Source organism: Pseudomonadota bacterium, from assembly GCA_018823285.1.
Lineage (GTDB): Bacteria > Desulfobacterota > Desulfobulbia > Desulfobulbales > JAGXFP01 > JAHJIQ01.
On the sequence record JAHJIQ010000031.1, the window covers coordinates 1 to 18,928 of the forward strand.

General features: G+C 53.1%; 17 protein-coding genes. All 17 read right to left on the bottom strand.

The window, feature by feature from the left end; translation table 11 throughout:
* The coding region (locus KKG35_08605; GenBank protein MBU1738185.1) for a type II toxin-antitoxin system HicA family toxin at positions 1 to 174 on the bottom strand (174 nt) is incomplete at its 3' end.
* A 1,045-nt stretch (positions 175 to 1,219) separates the two neighbouring features.
* The gene (locus KKG35_08610; GenBank protein ID MBU1738186.1) at positions 1,220 to 1,600 is read right to left on the bottom strand and encodes a YdbL family protein; all 381 of its coding nucleotides are present in this window, start codon (positions 1,598 to 1,600) and stop codon (positions 1,220 to 1,222) included.
* A 52-nt stretch (positions 1,601 to 1,652) separates the two neighbouring features.
* Positions 1,653 to 1,850: a hypothetical protein gene (locus tag KKG35_08615; protein ID MBU1738187.1), complete on the bottom strand. Its 198-nt coding sequence runs from the start codon at positions 1,848 to 1,850 to the stop codon at positions 1,653 to 1,655.
* A gap of 12 nt (positions 1,851 to 1,862) precedes the next feature.
* Complete coding sequence (locus tag KKG35_08620; GenBank protein ID MBU1738188.1) at positions 1,863 to 4,457, bottom strand: YdbH domain-containing protein; 2,595 nt, start codon at positions 4,455 to 4,457, stop codon at positions 1,863 to 1,865.
* 225 nt (positions 4,458 to 4,682) lie between these two features.
* Positions 4,683 to 5,117 carry a PIN domain-containing protein gene (locus KKG35_08625; GenBank protein ID MBU1738189.1) on the bottom strand — a complete coding sequence of 145 codons (435 nt, stop codon included), beginning with the start codon at positions 5,115 to 5,117 and terminating at the stop codon, positions 4,683 to 4,685.
* A complete protein-coding gene (locus KKG35_08630) occupies positions 5,108 to 5,374 on the bottom strand; it encodes a type II toxin-antitoxin system Phd/YefM family antitoxin (GenBank protein ID MBU1738190.1) in 267 nt (88 codons plus the stop codon). Before KKG35_08630 ends, KKG35_08625 begins: the two co-directional genes overlap by 10 nt.
* Positions 5,375 to 5,448: 74 nt before the next feature.
* Positions 5,449 to 6,537 (bottom strand): NAD-dependent epimerase/dehydratase family protein, encoded by a 1,089-nt coding sequence (locus KKG35_08635; GenBank protein ID MBU1738191.1) that lies wholly within the window; start codon positions 6,535 to 6,537, stop codon positions 5,449 to 5,451.
* Positions 6,530 to 8,221 (bottom strand): AMP-binding protein, encoded by a 1,692-nt coding sequence (locus KKG35_08640; protein ID MBU1738192.1) that lies wholly within the window; start codon positions 8,219 to 8,221, stop codon positions 6,530 to 6,532. Before KKG35_08640 ends, KKG35_08635 begins: the two co-directional genes overlap by 8 nt.
* A complete protein-coding gene (locus KKG35_08645) occupies positions 8,193 to 9,080 on the bottom strand; it encodes an alpha/beta fold hydrolase (protein ID MBU1738193.1) in 888 nt (295 codons plus the stop codon). Before KKG35_08645 ends, KKG35_08640 begins: the two co-directional genes overlap by 29 nt.
* A 5-nt stretch (positions 9,081 to 9,085) precedes the next feature.
* Complete coding sequence (locus tag KKG35_08650; GenBank protein ID MBU1738194.1) at positions 9,086 to 10,120, bottom strand: 3-oxoacyl-ACP synthase III; 1,035 nt, start codon at positions 10,118 to 10,120, stop codon at positions 9,086 to 9,088.
* A complete protein-coding gene (locus tag KKG35_08655; protein ID MBU1738195.1) occupies positions 10,120 to 10,923 on the bottom strand; it encodes an SDR family oxidoreductase in 804 nt (267 codons plus the stop codon). The genes KKG35_08650 and KKG35_08655 overlap by 1 nt, the downstream gene beginning before the upstream one ends.
* Positions 10,924 to 10,960: 37 nt before the next feature.
* Positions 10,961 to 12,367, bottom strand: a complete 1,407-nt coding sequence (locus KKG35_08660; GenBank protein ID MBU1738196.1) for an FAD-dependent oxidoreductase — start codon at positions 12,365 to 12,367, stop codon at positions 10,961 to 10,963.
* A gap of 2 nt (positions 12,368 to 12,369) precedes the next feature.
* Complete coding sequence (locus KKG35_08665) at positions 12,370 to 13,761, bottom strand: FAD-dependent oxidoreductase (GenBank protein ID MBU1738197.1); 1,392 nt, start codon at positions 13,759 to 13,761, stop codon at positions 12,370 to 12,372.
* A 9-nt stretch (positions 13,762 to 13,770) separates the two neighbouring features.
* Positions 13,771 to 14,022: an acyl carrier protein gene (locus tag KKG35_08670; GenBank protein ID MBU1738198.1), complete on the bottom strand. Its 252-nt coding sequence runs from the start codon at positions 14,020 to 14,022 to the stop codon at positions 13,771 to 13,773.
* Between the two features lie 315 nt (positions 14,023 to 14,337).
* Complete coding sequence (locus tag KKG35_08675; protein MBU1738199.1) at positions 14,338 to 15,585, bottom strand: beta-ketoacyl-[acyl-carrier-protein] synthase family protein; 1,248 nt, start codon at positions 15,583 to 15,585, stop codon at positions 14,338 to 14,340.
* Positions 15,586 to 15,651: 66 nt separating this feature from the next.
* On the bottom strand, positions 15,652 to 17,547 hold the full coding sequence (locus KKG35_08680; protein MBU1738200.1) for a polysaccharide biosynthesis protein: 1,896 nt from the start codon (positions 17,545 to 17,547) through the stop codon (positions 15,652 to 15,654).
* Positions 17,548 to 17,562: 15 nt separating this feature from the next.
* Positions 17,563 to 18,585: a glycosyltransferase family 4 protein gene (locus KKG35_08685; protein MBU1738201.1), complete on the bottom strand. Its 1,023-nt coding sequence runs from the start codon at positions 18,583 to 18,585 to the stop codon at positions 17,563 to 17,565.
* Positions 18,586 to 18,928: the final 343 nt, after the last annotated feature.

An 18,928-nucleotide genomic window follows, 5' to 3' on the forward strand; every position in this document is an offset into this window, starting at 1 on the left:
CTTTTGCCCGACCAGTTTTTCCTGGTATGGTTTTGCATCATCACCAAGCCTGCCGGAAAGAGTGAGAGCAGAACCTTTGTCATGTAAAAAGTTCCGATGGCTTCCCTTCCCTCCACGATTGACAAATCCGGCTTTTTCCAATTCTTGTATAAGCTGGCAAATTTTTCTAGGCATAAAAGATGGTACCACAATGGTACTACAGAGTCAAAACAAAAGAGTTTTGTGAGAATGTCAATAAGTCACGCCCGACCCCAAACATTTTTGGTTGTTATCGACCTTTCCTTAAACCGCTCTCTTTTTAATGGCAAAAAGAGTGCTATTGGGCATGAAAACGCCTGTTTTTTTAATGAATATCTAGTATTTACAGCAGGTTAACTTGGTCCGACCCCAGGCGACAGGCGACCGGGCGACCGGGCGAGCCGGGCGACGGCCCCGGGCGACGGGCGACCCCGGGCGATGCCGATGCGGGCGATGGCGGGCGACCTGGCGACACGATGTTCCTTTCAGGCTCGTATGAGGGGCACGGGCTTCTCTCCTCATACGCCTGGAAATTTCTGAAATTTCTGGATACGGCTTCCCTGACCGTCCTTGTGTAAGGAGAAAATTGGCTCTCCCGAGTTCCCAAGTTACCCCCATGGATACATGCCCTGGCCTCAGACCCCGGTGGTGACCTGAACACTCGCCATATCGCGTTCAGATCCTCGGCCTTCCGGACTCTTGAATCCGTCGGCTTTACTTCTGGAGACCAGAAGCTATTACAGAGACCACAACCATACATTTTTCGGGGTTCAATACAGAGCCTGCATCCTTGATTCATCTGGCTTCGGACTCCCGATACCGGGTTTGCCCTCAGATTTCACTACCGACCCGCTGGCTAAGTTCTGGTCGGGTGGGACTTGAGCCAGAGTCAACTCACACCCACTGGATAACAATAACCAATTTCACCCCCGTCTGACGGGATTCCCGAGGCTTTGGATTTAGCTCGGCGCGACAAGAGATTTGTTGACTATGGAGTGCTTCCAAACACCCCTAATTTGTTAGTTATTTAGGATTGTCCCGCAAATCCTTCAGATTGCGATCGTCAGCCACTTTTAATCCTGATTGTTTTAATTAAGACCCATTCAATATATCTCTCAAGCAAAAAAGGCCGTTGTGACAGAAGCTCTCCTGTCACAACGGCCTTTACAGTTCGCTGCATTTCCCGCATTTCAGATGCAGACTATTTCTTATACCATTTGCCGTTGGCGTCCTGGAGCCAGGTTCCGGGATCTGCCTGATCGTAAATCTGCAGGGCGCGGCGTTCGCCGACCAGGGCCGGGGTGGTTCCCTGTTGCCTGGCAATCGCCCCGTAGACCTTTTTCCGGTCGTCATTTTCTTCCTGAACAAATACCTGGTTTCCGGAAGCTCCGCTCATAAAGTAGAGCAGGCCATCCTTACCTTCGCCTATTGTCCCGGCGGCCAGGAGTCTGACGATCTCCGGCAATCTTGCCTGCATCCTTGCCTTGATTTCCTTGCCGCTTTCGGCCAAAGCGTTTGCGGACAGGAAACAGCCGACAAACAACAGTATGGTGAACAATACGGATTTTTTAAAATCGTACATTTTTTCCTCCTGACGGACTTCATTCAATGAGACTGGTTCGATGACATGATGATTATTTGGCCGCATCGATATCACTGAAGAAATCATCAAGGGCCTTGTCGACCTTGATATTGACATCGATGGTGATATGGATCGGTTTTATTTCGACCGGCTGCAGAGTCACGTCATGCGTGCTCTCAATCGTATGCCTGGTGCAGCCCGGGGAGAACAGCACACAGAGACAGAAAAGCGCAAGATAGAAATATTTCATACGGTTCTCCAGTTATTCCATTAACGACCTGATAGAATCACCATAATGCAAAACATCATTGAGCGGAAGACGGAAGTTGACGTCGAGCTGAATGCCCTGGAACCGGGAACCGGGGTTTCCTGCATCCACCCTGGTGAAGCCCCCGAAGTCCTTGTTGTAGACAAACGGCAATGGAGCCGTCGGCTTGCCATTCATCTGCAGATGGAGCAGCAGATTATCATCGGATTCCGAATTGATATCGAGTTTGGTCCAGTCATAGGAGAAATCTTTCAAGGCCTCACGGGCTAGATCGATCTGGGCAAATTGTGGAGTGTCCTTCGGGATGCCTTCGGTGAGAATCTCCGTTCTGGAGAGGCTGATGGTTCCTCCTTCACCCGGAGTTGAATAGAGAAAGCCGTTTTCGATAAAGAATCTGCCATCGGTGAGGTGCACCGGCACCCTGCCGTTAACTCGGCCCTGCCCTTCGGCAGTGGCCGCGCCCAGTTGTTCCAGGACTTTGGCAAAATTCAGCCGGTCGCAAAAGAAAATCATATCGTAATCTTTTACCTTTGGAGAAAAGCGCAGCGCCTGGGTGTAGACATGGCCGTCGCTCCACTGCACCTGTCCTTTTTCGATAAATATCGATTCGGCCGATTCTATTTGGAATTCGACCAGCCCGTTCTCGGCGGCGATTTTACCGGACCGGATGGACTGGAAGGAAAATTTCTGTTTCGGACCGCTTCTCATCCTGGGGAGCTCGGGAAGGTGAAGGTTGAGCGATCCTCCCTCGAGAGCAAAATCCTTATCGAGGGATGTCAACCGGATGTTATCGATGCCGGTATCAACCCTGCCCGAAACGTGGCCGCCTTGATAGAGCAGCTTGCCTTCCAGGTTCAGATCGCCATCACCCTTGTAACCGGCCAGGGTTGGGCTGAATCGCCGAAGATCGAAATTCTGGATGGACCTGGTGCAGGAGGCCTGAACGGTGATCTCCGCGTCCGGCCCGGATGACGGAAAATCAGCGAAACCTGCCAGATCGATACAGAAGCTTTCGATCAGATCACTCTGGTGGCGACCGGCGAAACTGAAGCCTGATGGCCGCTGGGTCAGGCGCAGGATGATACGGCCAAGGAGCAGGTCGGAATAACTGATGCCGGTGATATTGATTTCACTGTCTCCGGCTCCCGGATTATAGGGAATACTGTGCAGAATTTTTCCTCCGACCGTTGCCTTAAGATCATTGGCTGTATCTTTAAAGTCAAGGCCGGTAAAGGGCAGAACGAATCGGCTGTGCCCATCCTCTGTTGTTCCCTTGACCGTCAGCAGGGGCAGCTGGACGATTAAGTTGTCCGCCTTGATCTCGATAGATTCCAGGGTAAGAGTGTAATTAAACCCGGTTTTCCCGGCAGAGTTTACGCCGGAAACGGTGTACCCGCTGATCCGAGACGAAAACGTCAAGCCTGCCCGGGAAAGACCAAAGGGCTTTTTCCCTTTTGATGCGGCCTCAAACCGCCAGCCACCACCCGTAACCGTGCTGCCGTGTATTTGCGTGACAAGTTCTGTCGGCGCAAGAGAAACACCCTTTGCTGGTGCCTGCTCAGGAAACATCACCCTGAAATCGCCGTCAAACAACCAGATCCCATCCGCGCTTGTAAACAAAAGGTCGATATCGCCTATTTCCGCCGCCAGAAAACTGTTAAAGATCAATGAAGTCGAGGTGAGTCGCCCCCGACCATGTTCAAAGGTGAGATTAAACCCGAAAGGTTCTTCGTCCCGATCATACGGATTGCCAAGCCGCACCTCACCGAAGAGGATATCCGTCTGCGCGAGTTTCCCGGAAATATCGGCAGCCAGTATCTTAAACGGGGCAAGAGACATACTGGCCTCCGCCTGAACCTCCAGGCGGCCGGAAACAACTGGGGTGGAGAAGATTTCCATGAAATCGGCGAAACGCCGCAGTTCAAGAACTTCAACCTCGGTGACATTTCGTGCTTCCATGGTCTCGGGATCAATTTCAAAGGCGGTTTTGATGACCTGCCCGCGGACCACTAACTCACCACTGATACGAATCAGTCTGGGATTTTCTTTGCTGATCCGGGCCTGAAAAGAACAGGGGATTGCAACGAAATGCTCTCCGTAAGAGAGATTGACAATGGCACTGTTGATGCGAAGCTCACCGAGATGAACTAAAAGATCAAGGTCTTCCTTCTCAAGAGTTGGAGCGGCGTTCTGCTCCCGGGTGGATTCCTCCGTCTGCCATGGAACAATCAGCTTGCCATCCTGAAAATGGAGGTTCAGTTCAATACCGGAAAGGGATATCCCGGCAAGTTTCTTCCGCAGAAGCCCGAGCGGAGAGTAATCAATCCTGATCGAGTCAATGCCGGCAAAGCGTTTTTCACCGCCCACCGATATTTCGCTCAGATCGGCGCTCCAGAATCCGACATGCCGCACCTGCACTAAAACCGGCAGATTTCTTTCCGCAAGGGCACTGTTGATGAGGCTCCGGACAAGGCGCGGCAGATAGTCAAGAAGAGCGGCGGAGAGAAGAAAGGCGGCAACAAGGAGAAGAATGATCCCGGCACTTTTTTTAAAAATGCGAGATCTGGACCGTACATTCGAAGAGGTCATGTTTTTGTTCGACTCCTGTCCGCCTTTTTTACTCACTGGCCCTACCCTCGTTTACCGTCTTGGTTGGGGGGCAGGTCTTGAAATGCCGGTTTATACCTTTTGACTAAGGGGCTGTGTGTAAAGCATAAACCAATTAGAGTGAAAATAGGCTGAGAAACTGAAGGTCGTTGGTCCACGATTGGTGGCAATCGGGTCATTTCTTGAAACCCTGAGAGCAGAAGAAATTTACAACTCACTCACCAGAACAATATTGAGTCCGCTGATTTTCTTCCATTGCACGTCGTTGGTAATGACATAGTCTGCGCCGCAGACCTCGGCCGTTGCCAGTTGTATCGCGTCCGGGGTTCTCAACTGATGGACAGCCCTGTATTCCGCGGTTTTATCCGCAACCAGAAGGTTGAGTGGGTACAGACTGAAATTTGCCGAATTTGTGAGATAGTCTCGATATTTGGCCGCAAGTTTATTCTCGCCAACCTTGAGAGGATAGGTGACCACTTCGATATAAGTGATCAGCGAGACCGTCACTTGAATTTCTTTCGCATAGATCTCATCAAAGAAGGCTGCCACCCTGTCATAAAAGCGGATGTTCTTCTCCCAGAAATAGATGAGGGGCGCGGTGTCTAAAAAAACGGAGGTGGTTTTTTCCAGGTTCAGCCCCATTCGTCGCGTTCCTTGTTGATATACTCATCCGTGTTGATCTGTTTCCATACTTCCTGTCCCAGGCCGCCGGATTTTCGAAAATCCAATTTGCCCCGGGCGGCGTTCGATGTCTCTTCCCCCGGCCGGTCGCACTGCACCAGTTTGGCAACTTTTTTCCCTGCCCGTTCAATAATAATCTCTTCGTTGGTGAGAGAAACCTTGTTCAATAATTCGCCCAAAGTCCGCCGTGCATCAACTGCCGATATTGTCGTTGGCATAATAGCACCTCCATTAACTACCATCATGATCATGCTGCTCAGTATGATCATGATAGTGTGTTGTGGGTGCAAAATCAAGAGAGTTGGTCGGGGAAAACATTTTTTACCCACGCCGCGGTTCTCTTCATCCCTTCCCGGGTGGTCACTGCAGGAGCGTAGCCGAAATCGTTTTTTGCCGAAGCAATGGAAAACCAGTGGGAATGGGCCAGTTGTTCGGCGAGGAATCTGGTCATCAGCGGTTCGGATTTGATGTCGAGAGCGCCGTAAACCTTCTCCAGCAGCCCGCCGACAAACCTGGCCTTTTTGAAGCTGACTGACTTTGATACTGCAGGGACACCGCACAGTTTGTAGAACTCGTTGATCCAGTCCCAGAGATTGACCGGCTCGCCCTGGGAGATGAAGTATGGTTTACCGGCTGAGTTGCCGGTAGTCAACAGATCAGCCGCTGCTTTTATCTGGGCGTCAACCACATTGTCGATGTAGGAGATATCGACCAGATTGGCGCCCTCCCCTACCCGCTTTAACAAGCCCTTCCGGCCGCGTTCGATGAGCCTCGGGACAAGATTGGTGTCCCCCGGGCCCCAGATCAGGTGCGGCCTGAGGGCGACGGTTTTGAGATGATCCGAATTTGCGGCGAGGACCATCTTTTCGGCGAGCATCTTGGTCTCGGCGTAATGGCAGAGGAATGTTTCGGCATACGGGAGGGATTCGTCACCGCCGCAGAGGTCGGCGCCGTTGAAGACCACACTGGGAGTGCTGGTGTAGACGAGGGCCGGAACCTGATTCGTCCTGCACGCCTCAAGCACATTGGCGGTGCCGGTGACGTTGATCGCATAATACTCTTCCCGCTTTCCCCAGATCCCGGCCTTCGCCGCCACATGAAAGACCGCGTCGCAGCCGGCAAACGCATTTGCGAGGAAGTTTTTGTCTCTGATGTCTCCGTTGCAGATTGATACACCGGGGAGGTGAAGGTCCGGGTAGTTGCTGCGGCCGATGACCCGGACGGACACCCCGCGCTGCCGCAAGCGCATGGTGATCGCACGGCCGACAAAACCGCCGCCACCGGTGACGGCAACTTTGCACCCTTCGGATATAAACCTCGATGTCTCGCAGGCTCGCTTATCAGTACGAGCAGACGAGCTATTCAACTCAGCTTTATTCATCACCGCCGCAGCCTGCTGCTTCAGCGGGAGCTTCCTCAAAACTGATTTCCCGCTGCGCCCAGACCGCAAGCTTCTCCCGGAAGATCTTGGCGTTGTGCCGGATATCCACCGGAAAGGACTCGTTAATCAGGAAATGTTTGATATTCCGGGTCAGAGGATTGGCCAGGGCGAGTTTGGCAAGATCGGCAACCAACGCACGCTCCTCATAGCGTGAGTATGGTTCAACAATCAGCACCGGCGTTTCGTGCAGCTCTCCATCCCGTTTGATCCCGACCAGGGCGGAGCGGTACACATCCGGGTGCTCGTTGAAGATCGCCTCACAGGGAATGGTATACATCTCGCCGCCGGCGGCTTTCACCCGGTGGGCCCTCCGGCCGCAGAACCAGAGGCGCCCCGCCTCATCCAGATAGCCGAGATCACCCATCCGGTGCCAGACCCGGCCGTTGTCGTTGATCTTGGCAAGTTCCGTTTCCGACCCGTTATTGTCGTAGACGCTGGTGACAATCTCCCCGCAGACGATGATCTCGCCGATGCTGCCGGGCGAAAGTTCATAGGCGTCCGCCAATTCCGCGATCGGCTCGTCACAGGTTCTGATGATCCTGACCTCGTTCCCGGGCAAAGGTTTGCCGACACAGGTGCCGCCGCCGTTCATGGTATTCTTCCAGGTCTCCTCAAGCACCTCGGAACCGGTCATCGAGGTGACCGGCAGGGCCTCCGTCGCCCCGTAGGGAGTGTGGATCTCGCCGGCCGGTGACATGATCCGCTTGACCCGCTCGATCAGCTCGAAGGGCACCGGGGCCCCGGCCATCAGGACCAGACGCAATTTTTCGAGGACAATCCCGTGATCGAGGCAGTAACGGCTCACCACATTCCAGATGGCCGGAGAGCCGAAGGAATAGGTGACCCCCTTTTCAATCAATGAGTTCACGAACCGTTCCGGGTTCACCCGGGCGGGATGGGCCGGGTTCATATCCGGGATCACCGCACATGCCCCGAGGGCCGTCGAGAACAGGGCGAACAGCGGGAATGCCGGCTGGTCGATATCGTCGGGGGTTATGCCGTAATAGTTGCGGATCAGGTCCTTCTGGGCCTGGAAGACCCCATGGGTGTACTGGACCCCTTTGGGCGGCCCGGTGCTGCCGGTCGTGAAAATGATCGCCGCCAGATCATCTCTGGCCGTCGGCGGGGTTTCAAAGGCGCCTTTGTTGAATTTGGCGAGCCCGGCAAGGGAGCTGCCCAGAAGACTGAAAGAAGGGCCGACGCAGACCGAACGCTTGACCGAGCCAAACACCCCCGGGTTCAGCAATCTGAAAAATTGCGCCTTCGGCACCCCGATGAAAACCGTCGGCCGGACATAGGCGACACAGCGGAGCAGATTGTAGTACCCCATCCCCGGATCGATCAGGATCACCGGCGTTCCCAGCCGGAAGAGGGCAAAGGCGAGACAGACGAACTCCATGGAGGGCTTGACCATCAGGACCGCCCGGTCATTGCGCCCGACCCCCATCTTTTTCAGCCCATGGGCATAGGCGGAGGCGTTCCGGTCGAGTTCCTTGAAGGTCCAGCTCCGGTATCCGCCGAAGACCTTTTCGATCAGGCCCGTGTTGTCCGACTGCGATTCCGCCACTTCGGCGAGCGCCCTGGAAATATTGAAATTATCCACGCCCGCCCCCGAGATATTCATCGAAAAAGCCGTTGATCAGATGGTCGACCTGACCGTCGGCATCTTCCAGCACAAAATGGCCGGCATTTTCCAGATAGATCGACCGGGCGTGCGGGAATCTTCGATGCCACTCCTGGTAGAACGTATTGTTGAAACAGAAATCCTTGCCGCCCCAGAGGATCAGGACCGGCTTGTTCTTGATATACTGAAGAGCGCCTTCCGCCCGGAGCAGGGTTTCCCAGGAGGGGTGGCGGTAATCGAGGGGGATGTCCTCGATAAAACGCATGACCGCGACCCGGTTGGCCCAGGAGTTATACGGGGCCAGGTACCCCTTCCGCACCAGGCGGGGCATTCTTTTCTTCACCGCCATGTGCACCGCCGCCCGGACGAAACCGTTCAACCCCCGGACCAGAAAAGGCCCCAGGTACGGGATGCGGCAGATATTGATCCGCAGGGGAATCCGGGTCGACCGGAAGGCGGCGGTATTTAAAACAGTGAGGGACTCAAGCCGTTCGGGGTGGCGGTCGAGATAGCCCATGCCGATCGCCCCGCCCCAGTCGTGCAGAACCAGCGAATGCTTTTCCACGCCAAGCTGGCCGAGGAGATTTTCCAGGTTGTCGATATGGTCTTTGAGACGGTAGGGATACTCCTGCGGTTTATCGGAAAATCCGCAGCCCAGATGATCGGGCACGATCAGCCGGTAACGGTCCCGCAGGAGCAGGACCAGGTTCCGGTAAAAAAATGACCAGGTCGGATTGCCGTGCAGCATCACGATCACCGGGCCCTTTCCCTCATCGAGGTAGGAAATGGTGTGCCCGAAGACCGTGATCTTTTTGGGTTTGAAGGGATACAGGTCTTTGAACAGTTCAGCTTTGCCCATCGCCATCACCATTCCACCCCGAGCATCAGACAGTTGATGCCGCTGCCGATCCCGAGCAGGGCCGCCCTTTCCCCTTTTCGCAAAATACCCTCCTCCACGCCGATGGCCATGGTCACCGGGGCGGAAACCGAACCCACATTGCCGAGCTGGGCGAGCGTTTCGTAATTCAGGGCCGGATCGATACCAAGGGTTTCACAAAGCAGACGGGAGTGGGAGCTGCCGACCTGATGGCAGAAATAATGGTCGATCACCTTCGGCTGCCAGCCGGTTTCTTCAAGGAAATCAAGCCAGGTCAGGTGGGCGGTCTCCACGCCTCTCTTCAGCAGCTCCTCGGAATCGGTGGCCATCAGGGTCCCGGCAGGATTGTCCGAGCCGCCCTGGCAGAGATCATTGAAAGAGGTATTGGCCCGGCAGACCCCGCCCTTCAGGGTGTGCCCGGTTTTGTAAAGACGTTCATCGCCCATGACCAGGGCGACCGCGCCGGAACCGATGGTTAAAGAGGCAAAAGAGGATTTAATGGATTTTCTGGTCAGAACGGGATCGGCCAAAAGATTCAGGATCGTTGACTCGACCAGGTGTTCCGCCGTTTCCCCGGTGACGATGAGGCCGGTCTTCACCTGCCCGAGTTCGATCAGGGTCGCGAGGGTGATCATGCCGTTTAAAAACCCGAGGCAGGCATTGGAGATGTCATAAAGGATGCATCTGTCGGGCAGCCCCAACTGCCGATGGACAAAGGAAGCGGTGGCCGGTTCCATCATGTCGCGGCAGACGCCGGTGAAAAAAAGGCACTCGATATCAGCCGGAGCAATACCGGAAGCTTCGATCGCCTTTTTCCCCGCCATCACCGCCCCGTCACTGGGCCTGGTCCCGCTGTCCCAGAAACGGCGGGACCTGATGCCCGACATCAGTTCCAGACGACCGGCGGGCAGCTTCAGCCGGTCATAGACCGGGAAAAGCCGCTCCTCGATCTCGGCGGAGGTGACGACCCGGGGCGGCAGCTGGTAACCGAAGCTATGCAGGCAGACATTGTTGAAGAGCATTAATCCAGGGTCTTGGCGATGATCTCGGAATCGAAGTAATTCACATCCATACCCGCATCGATCACGATGGTCCGAGCATTGATACCGGAAGATCTTTCAGAAAGAAGAAAGGCGGCAGTGTCCGCCACCTCACTGGTGGCAAGGGCCTTTTTACGCAGGGTGAGCTTTTCCGCATAGAGATAGCTGTCGATGTAACCAGGGATTCCTGCGGAGGCCGAGGTTTTGAGCAACCCCGGACAGACCGCATTGAACCGGACCCTGGAAAACGAGGAAAAACTTTTCGCCAGAAAGCAGATGGATGATTCGAGGGCCGCCTTGACCGGCGCCATATAGCCGTAATTTTCAGCGGCCATCCGGGTTGTGGAGATGGAGATCGTGACCACCGAAGCGTCCGGCGCGAGAAGTGTTTTAAAATGATTGGCAATGGAAATAAAGGAGAAGCAGGAGATATCGATCGCCTGCAGAAAATCCTTCCTGATCGTTTCATGGAAGGGTTTGATGCCCTCGGAATAGTTGGCGAAGGCGATCGAGTGGACGATTCCGGAAATCTTGTCTCCTCCGAGAAAATCTGCAACCTCACGACTCACCCGGAGAATATTCTCCTCCTGTTCCACATCACAGACAAATACCGGCGAATCGGGGAAAAGTTTTAACGCCGTCTGCCGCCGTTCCTCGGTGCGAACCACGTGGATGACTTTCGCTCCCTGCTCGCCAAGGACCCTCGCAATGGCACAGGCAATGGACTTCTTGTTGGCCATGCCGAAGACCACGATATATTTGTCGTGCAGGTTTAGAAAACTCATCGATCACACCGTTTTTTCGTGCAAAATCAACACGCCATCAGCTTCGTAAATGCGCGTCGGCATCGTTTGCCACGATCACCCCGTAATTTATCGCCCCGAGCCAGCCGGACATGATGATTCCCACCGAACCAACATGAAAAAGACCCCGGACATCCTTGAAAATACTCCTGGACACATCCAGCCCCTCGAACTTGGTGCCGAATGAGGTGCCCCGGGTGTGGAGGGTGTATCGGTGGAAAGTCCTCGGAGTGGCCGCCTCAAGCCAGTCGCATTTGCGACGGATATCCGGGATGTATCTTTCAAGATCAACCAGGCACCGCTCGATCATGAGCCCCTTTTCCCTCTGGTACTCCTCTTCAGGCAGCGACGCCCAATCATCATACCGGGCATTCATCGAGGCGACAACCGTGTGCCGGTCATGCCCCGGCCTGGTTTTCGGATAATAGAGGGAAAAAGTCCTGCTCCGGGTGTTCATATCGAGCATCTCATCTGCGGAATACTCAGGCGCGGTCGAGGTAAACAAGAGATCGCCGATATCGTCGATCTCCTCTCCTTCCCTGATCCCCATATAGACCTGGCAACTGGAATTGTTCACCTGGACCGGCTTAATCTTATCGAGAAATTCAGCGGAAAAGGCTTCGCGACCGGCAAGCTCATCGACGGTGTTCAGGATCCCGGCGTTGGAGACGACGCATTTTGTCTCTATCTCGCGGTCGCCGACGGTGACTCCGCGGACCCTGCCGTTATCGACAATAATCCTCTCCACCCGGGAGTTCGTGCAGATGGTGACCCCGTTTTTCTCAAGTTCTGCGACCATGAGGCCGATCAACCGGTCGGTCCCGCCGCTGAAGGTGAAAACCCCCTTGTTCATGAAGTTTGAGAAGACGATGCCGTAGGTGATTGCCGGGTCGTCAAAATTCGAACCGTTGGCGTAGGTGATCGGCTCCATCAGCAGCCGGTGGACCTCGGTGCGGCCGGGAAAAAACTGTTCGAAGAGTTCCCGGGTGGTCATGGTCCGGTCATCGTAGAAATTCATCCCCGATACGGTGTTGAAGAAGTCGTCGATCGTCTTTTTCGGGATCGAGAATTTATCCTCCAGAATCGCGGTGAAATCAACCTTGTCAAAGGTGGTCTGCAGAGAAAACTGCGGGTTGTCGAAAACGATCCCTTCCAGCTGGACGATGGAGTCCATGATCTCCCGGTTCCAGTACTTCCGGCAGGTCTTCTTCATCCCGTAGGGAAAGCCGTGCAGGGAGATATCAAAGATATGCCCCTGCCGTTTAAACCAGGTGGCGAGCCCCCCCAGCCGGTGGTGATGTTCGAGCAGCAGGACGGAATGCCCGGCGTTGGCCAGACGATTGGCGGTGGTAAGCCCACCCAGGCCGGAGCCGACGACCACGACATCATAAGAACCGGCGGCGTTTTCAATTGATTTATGGGGCATGCTCAGGACTTCTCAAATATATGTTTATTGACCATTGAAACCCCGGAGAGCATTGAACCGACAATTCCCAGAAAACCCTGATCCGTACCGGCAATAAACAGATTGGAGAGAGGGGTGCGGCCATCCCTGATCTTGATCGGACTGCCATAGATCGCGCCACTGGCTTTTCCGGTATAGCGTTCAACGGTCAACGGAGTAAAAATATCCTGATATACTATGTTTTCCGTGTAATTCCCAATGATTTCCGAGACAACCTCCTCCGACCGGCGGGCCCAGTCCTGTTTCATCCGCCGGTATTCTTCCGGGGCATACGAGCGCCAGAGATCGTAGTTGGCGGTATGGGTGACCCGGACCTGGAACTCATCACCGACACGCACCCCGTGGAAGTTTTCGGGAAAACAGATCACCCCGCTCCTGACATTGACGGCAGAAGCCGGCCGCTCATAGGTAAACGGTTCTTCAAAATTGTAGAATACAATGGTGCTGTCCGCCTTCAGTTTCTCCCGCATCGCAGCCGGCAGAACATAGATCATTTCCACAAACCCGAGCCGGCCATGGTGGCTTGCCACCTCTTGCGAATCCGGCGCCACCCCCATAAAACCAAGGGTGGCGGGATATCCGGCGGTCGAAATCACCTGACCGCAGCCGATGGTTTCCCCGGATTCCAGGGTCACCCCGCAGACCACATCACCATCAACCACGAACTCCCTGACGCCGGAGCGGAATCTGATCTCGCCGCCGAGTGCGCGGTAATGATCCAGCAGCAGTTCGAGGAAATCGCTGATGGAACCTGCCGGCCGGAAAAACCCTTCATTATAGACGGCGTTGAACATGATCACAAACTGGTCAAAATCCATATCGTGTTCATTGCAGCTGCCGTACATGAAAAGCGGCCAGAGCAGCATATTCACCAGCAGTTCATTGCCGAGGATTTCCATTATTTTTTCCCTGGCGGAAGACCAGGGGCGGATCACAAAGGGGTCATGGTCGGCGATCAGAGCCAGAAGCCTGTTAAAGCGCGCCGCCTGATCGGGAAAGACCCGGGCAACCTCTGCGCGGAGGAGCGTCGGATCGTTGGCAAAACGAAGCGAGGTCTCACCCGGAAAGAGGACGGTCGAGTGGAACTGCTCATGGGTAACGAATGATTTTCGGGAAAGACTGAGTTGCCTGAAAAGGCGGTTGAGAGGCGCTTTTTTCTGCCCGGGAGGGGCAAAGTTGGTCATGGCATGCAGGCCGGTTTCAAAAAGCCTGCCCTGCCGATGGTAGTAGGAGTTGAGTCCTCCGGCCACGGAATGCTTTTCGAGGATCAGGACTTTGGAGCCGAATCTGGCCAGGCGAATACCGGCGGCAAGGCCGGATAATCCGCCGCCTATGATGATCTGATCATAGGACACAGGCCCTGATTAAGCGTCCTGCAGGCGGGGTTCCAGATAATTGACACAACTGTCGAGAGTTGCCAGTTCAGGATAGTCACCCTCGGGGATCTGCAGCTTGTAGCGTTTCCGGAGTTCCATGACAATGTCGAGGAAATCCATGGAATCAAGATCAAGCTGGTCCCGCAGGGGCTGGTCTGCTTTCAGACCGTCGGTATCGGCATCTTCATCAATATCCTGAATAATCTCGATAACGACGTCTTTTATCTCTTCCCTGTTCATTGATTTCTCACCATCAGACTGAATAAGACGAAGGCCGGGAACGCAACAGCCCGCTTTATTATATTAAAAGGTATTCTTTAATTTAGCAGAATCTGGCCCGTAAAAACGAGCTATCATAGCATAAAAATAAAAATTGTAAATCAACGATGTAGGTCGATATTAGAAAAAGTATGGCCCACTGAAACCGGCGGACGATAAATCAACAGGTTATATAGCACAATCGGTCCGTTGCCGGTAGTGAATTCGACAGATTGTCCGCAACGTGCTTCCTTCCATGAGCAGTAAATCAATCGATTCCTTGCTCACCACACATTTTCAGCCGGTATAGTTCTTGATAATGACCACCGAGTTGATGCCGACCATCCCGAACGAGTTGTTCAAAATTGCGTTTACCGATTTCAACTCCCGGGGCTGTCCGGAGATGATATTCGGCAGGTCACACTCGGGATCGAGATCATTGAGATTGATGGTCGGGTGGACCAGGTTGTCGGTAAAGGCAGGGAGATTCCCGGCAAGCTCCAGAACGCCGGCCGCGCCCATGGCGTGACCGATAATACTCTTGGTGTTGTTGATACAGGTGGTGGAGCTTTCACCGAAAACCCGGCGGATCGCCTTACACTCTTCAATATCGCCCTGCTGGGTCCCGGTGGCGTGGGTATTGACAATATCGATGTCTCCCGGGGCGAGGCCCGCCCGGTGCAGCGCCTTGATCATGCACTCGGCCTGCCGGGGCCCATAGGGGAGAACGAAATCCCGGGCATCGGAGTTCATGGCCCAGCCGGCCAACTCCCCATAGATCTTCGCCCCGCGCTGCAAAGCCCTTTCCAGAGTCTCCAGGGTATAGAGGCAGGCCCCTTCCGAGATGACGATACCGTCCCGGCTGGCATCAAAGGGACGGCACGCTTTGGTCGGGTCTTCATGCAGGGCCAGGGCGCCCTGGGCCCGGAAACTGGCAAAGATGCCGAAAGAGCCGACACTTTCAGAAATCCCCCCGCAGAGAGCGAGATCGACCTCGCCCAGCTGCAGCATCTGGGCGCCCTGGATCAGCGCGGCATTCCCGGCGGCGCAGGCGGCTCCTACCGAATAGTGCGGCCCGGTGATCCCGAGGCTCATGGTGATCTCGCCGGCCGGATTGTTCAGGACCGTCCGGGGATTGTGATGGTGGGTCCAGTAATCGAGGTTGAAATCATACTGACTGACGTTATAGACCTCGTTTTCCGTCTCAACCGTACCGTGTTCAGTCAGCCCGACATACACCCCGACCCGGTCGCGGTCTTCATCGGCAATGGTTATCCCGGCGTCAAGCAAGGCCTCGTGGGCGGTGTAGACACCGAGGCATCCGGCCCTGGTCCCCCGCTTGTTTTCCTTTTTTTTGCGGTATTTCGATTCCGGGAACTCACAGATTCCGGCCGGCACCTTGCCGATATAGCGCAACTCAATTTCAGATATCCCGCTCACGCCACGTAAAAGCCGGTCACGATAATCAGTCAGGTTATCTGCATTGGGAGCGGCAAGACCGACTCCGGTTATCACTATTCTCTGCCTGTTGGTTGTATCAGCCATTTTTTTCTGCCCGGTTGAGATGGTATGGAATCAGGGAAGCTTGACAATACGCAACGGAATGAAATTTCACAGGACCGCAGGTGAATCCTTGGGAGTGTATTCCGGAATAACCTCTTTCAAAATCTTCTTGATCCCGGGACCGTCATGTTCACTGGCCAGCTGCTCCAGACGATAGAGAGGATCTGCAAGATCCTGCATATGGACCCCGTTCCCCTTAAGGACCATGATCTTTTCATGCATGGTCGGAACGATCCCCTCCCCTTCGGTAATCAGCTCTTCATAAAGCTTTTCTCCCGGCCTCAACCCGATATATTTCACTTCAATTTCTGAGTCGGGTTCCTTGCCGCACAGCCGGATGAGATCACGGGCCATCTGGGCGATCCTGACCGGGGTCCCCATTTCAAGAATGAATATCTCTCCGCCATCTCCCATCGCCCCAGCCTGCAGGATCAACTGGGCAGCCTCCTCAATCGACATGAAATAACGGGTCATGTCCGGATCGGTCACGGTAACCGGCCCCCCCATTTCTATCTGCCGCTTAAAAAGAGGAATAACCGAACCGCTCGAACCGATCACATTGCCGAACCGGACAGCCATGAACCTGGTCCTCTGGGAGTCATGCTTGGATACACTGTCGGCGCAATACGCCTGCATGATCAATTCGGTCATTCTCTTGGAAGCCCCCATGACATTGGTGGGCCGGACCGCCTTGTCGGTGGAGACCAGAATAAAACGATCTACGTGGTGATTGACGGAAGCCTCGATAATCCGCCGGGTCGCCATGATGTTGTTGGTCACGGCCTCCCACGGATTTTCTTCAATCATCGGTACATGCTTGTACGCAGCGGCATGAAAAACGACATCCGGCCTGTACCTCTCAAAAACATCTTCAAGCAGGGCCCGCTCTTCGACCCGGCCAAGGATGGTCTTGTAATCCTTAAAGCCGAGTTCATGGAGGATCTCCATCTCGATCCGGTACAGATTCTCCTCCCCGGAATCAAAAAGGATCAGCATCTTCGGTTTGAAACGAATGATCTGCCGGCATAATTCCGAACCAATGGAGCCGCCGGCGCCACTGACAACGACGACCCGGTTTTCAAGAATGCCTCCGATACTTTCCAGCTCAAGACGTACAGGAGGCCGCCCAAGAAGATCTTTGTACGAAACGTCCCTGATGGCTTTTACGGACACCTTGTCCGTTATGATCTCTCCGAGTCCGGGAAGTGTCTTATATTTGACCTTGCTGGTCCTGCAGAGTTCAACAATCCGACTGATCTGGTCCCGGGTTGCCGACGGAATGGCGATCAATACTTCCTGGGCCTTGGTTTTGACGACAAACTCATGCAGTTCATCAATGACCCCCAGAACAGGTATTCCATGGATAAGATTTCCGATCTTGTGCTGATTGTCATCCAGGAAGCCCACGACCAGATGCGGAAGAGAACGGTTGTCCTTGATTTCCCTTACAACTTTTTCAGCGGCATCCCCCGCTCCGACGATCAGGAGCTTTTTCTTCAAACTCGTCAGATCAGCTCTCCCCAGGGCAAAGGAAAAATTGCTTGAACGTTGATAATAAAGGCGCAGCCCCATCCGAAGACCGGCGATGAACAGAAAAGTCAACAACCCATCAAGAATGAATACGGATCGGGAGAATCCTTCAAACCGGTTAAAGACAACCAGAATGCCCAAAACCATAAAAGTTGTCAGGAGACTCGCCTTGAAAACATTCATAAGATCGGTCAATCCGGTATACCGCCACATCCCTCGATATAGACGAAAAAGAGAAAATGCACAGATTTTAAAAGGCACAAGAATCGGCAAAAGCGATCTAATGCTATATATCTTGTCCGAAATATCCCCCTCGAAACGGATATAATATGCAAAAAAATGGATTCCAACTAAAATGGAAGAATCAAGAATTAGCAGTATCCAAAAATTAATCTTTCTAAGCTGTTTTTTCATAAATCAAGGCGGGACTCAACTGTTTAAGTAAGTTACACCTGCCCCCATCTTTATAGCCAAAACAATTATTGGGGTCAATGCTAGTGCTGTTATAACAAATGAAAATTCAGGGAAAAAAGTTGTTGCCAAAGCGGATGGAAAAAGCCAAAAAAGGTTAATATTGAGCACAGCCAGTGTCACTTTTTTATGACTTTTGAATTTACGTGCAGCATGCTGATAGGCGTGGAAATAATGCGCTTCGCAAACTCGCTCTCCGCTTATAAAACGTCTAATCAGGGTAATTGTGGCGTCAATCCAAAAGACCCCAAAAAGAATCAGCCAGACCCAGATGGAAAGCAGCCCGGATTTTACGGTCAACAAAGTAAAAACGCCAATCAAGTACCCCAAAAAACCGCTTCCGACGTCCCCCATAAAAATTTTTGCCGGCGGCCAGTTCCAGAATAGAAACCCCAGACATGCACCAGTAAGAACAAACAGAAGCCATGATTCAGAAATATTACCATTATTAATATAAATTATCGTTGCAGTTCCACCGAAAACAGAAATCGCCTCAACACCGGCAATCCCGTCAATACCATCCATGAAGTTAAATAGATTCAGCGACCAAACCAAGCATAAAACCAAAAGAATATTCAACAACCAACTCGGCAATAAATATTCTCCAATTTTTACCGTTGATCCCAAGTCACCTGCGAAATAGAGAGTAATGATTGCCACCAGAAAATGGACAAGCAATCTTAATTTTGCCGACACATGTCCTTGATCATCAATATATCCAATTCCGGCAATAAGAATTCCACCAGTGAATAAAATCATGAACTGATAGAATTCTAGCTTACCAGAAAGGAAGAACAACTCAACAGTAACAAGAAAGACCAAGACAAATGACAAACCGCCACCACGCGGGGTCGGCACAGCATGGGAACTACGCTCATTGGGGATATCAAGCAGATTTTTTGTTAATACATAGGTCCGAATAATTCCTGTGACCCATTTGGCAATGAAACACACTATGACAACAATTAAGACATCAACCATTGAACTTCCCCTATTTAAGTAGACACGGTTTAACCCTCATTTGAGGCTTTTTCAAACTCATAAGGATTGACCGACCTGTCCGAGGTAGCTGCTAATGCAACTTTGGATTTAAATGCTGGTGAATGATTTCGTCTTGGTCGTCTACTCATGACAAGCTCCTTGTTCTGAAGGCATCAATATGCCTCATCTGCGAAGACTTATCCACTCAACTTTCCGGGTTGACTCAACATGCTGGATTTTCGGCCATTGTTAAGGATAAAGTGCTGCTTGTTTGGATGAACTCTATGGCAGCACCCATGATTGCATCAAGCATGGCAACAATTACATCTTCTGCAAATTCACC

Coding starts and splice junctions, on each gene's coding strand:
- KKG35_08610 (MBU1738186.1), bottom strand. CDS start 1,600: ATGTACGATTTTAAAAAATCCGTATTGTTCACCATACTGTTGTTTGTC.
- KKG35_08615 (MBU1738187.1), bottom strand. CDS start 1,850: ATGAAATATTTCTATCTTGCGCTTTTCTGTCTCTGTGTGCTGTTCTCC.
- KKG35_08620 (MBU1738188.1), bottom strand. CDS start 4,457: ATGACCTCTTCGAATGTACGGTCCAGATCTCGCATTTTTAAAAAAAGT.
- KKG35_08625 (MBU1738189.1), bottom strand. CDS start 5,117: ATGGGGCTGAACCTGGAAAAAACCACCTCCGTTTTTTTAGACACCGCG.
- KKG35_08630 (MBU1738190.1), bottom strand. CDS start 5,374: ATGCCAACGACAATATCGGCAGTTGATGCACGGCGGACTTTGGGCGAA.
- KKG35_08635 (MBU1738191.1), bottom strand. CDS start 6,537: ATGAATAAAGCTGAGTTGAATAGCTCGTCTGCTCGTACTGATAAGCGA.
- KKG35_08640 (MBU1738192.1), bottom strand. CDS start 8,221: ATGAATATCTCGGGGGCGGGCGTGGATAATTTCAATATTTCCAGGGCG.
- KKG35_08645 (MBU1738193.1), bottom strand. CDS start 9,080: ATGGGCAAAGCTGAACTGTTCAAAGACCTGTATCCCTTCAAACCCAAA.
- KKG35_08650 (MBU1738194.1), bottom strand. CDS start 10,120: ATGCTCTTCAACAATGTCTGCCTGCATAGCTTCGGTTACCAGCTGCCG.
- KKG35_08655 (MBU1738195.1), bottom strand. CDS start 10,923: ATGAGTTTTCTAAACCTGCACGACAAATATATCGTGGTCTTCGGCATG.
- KKG35_08660 (MBU1738196.1), bottom strand. CDS start 12,367: ATGCCCCATAAATCAATTGAAAACGCCGCCGGTTCTTATGATGTCGTG.
- KKG35_08670 (MBU1738198.1), bottom strand. CDS start 14,022: ATGAACAGGGAAGAGATAAAAGACGTCGTTATCGAGATTATTCAGGAT.
- KKG35_08675 (MBU1738199.1), bottom strand. CDS start 15,585: ATGGCTGATACAACCAACAGGCAGAGAATAGTGATAACCGGAGTCGGT.
- KKG35_08680 (MBU1738200.1), bottom strand. CDS start 17,547: ATGAAAAAACAGCTTAGAAAGATTAATTTTTGGATACTGCTAATTCTT.
- KKG35_08685 (MBU1738201.1), bottom strand. CDS start 18,585: ATGGTTGATGTCTTAATTGTTGTCATAGTGTGTTTCATTGCCAAATGG.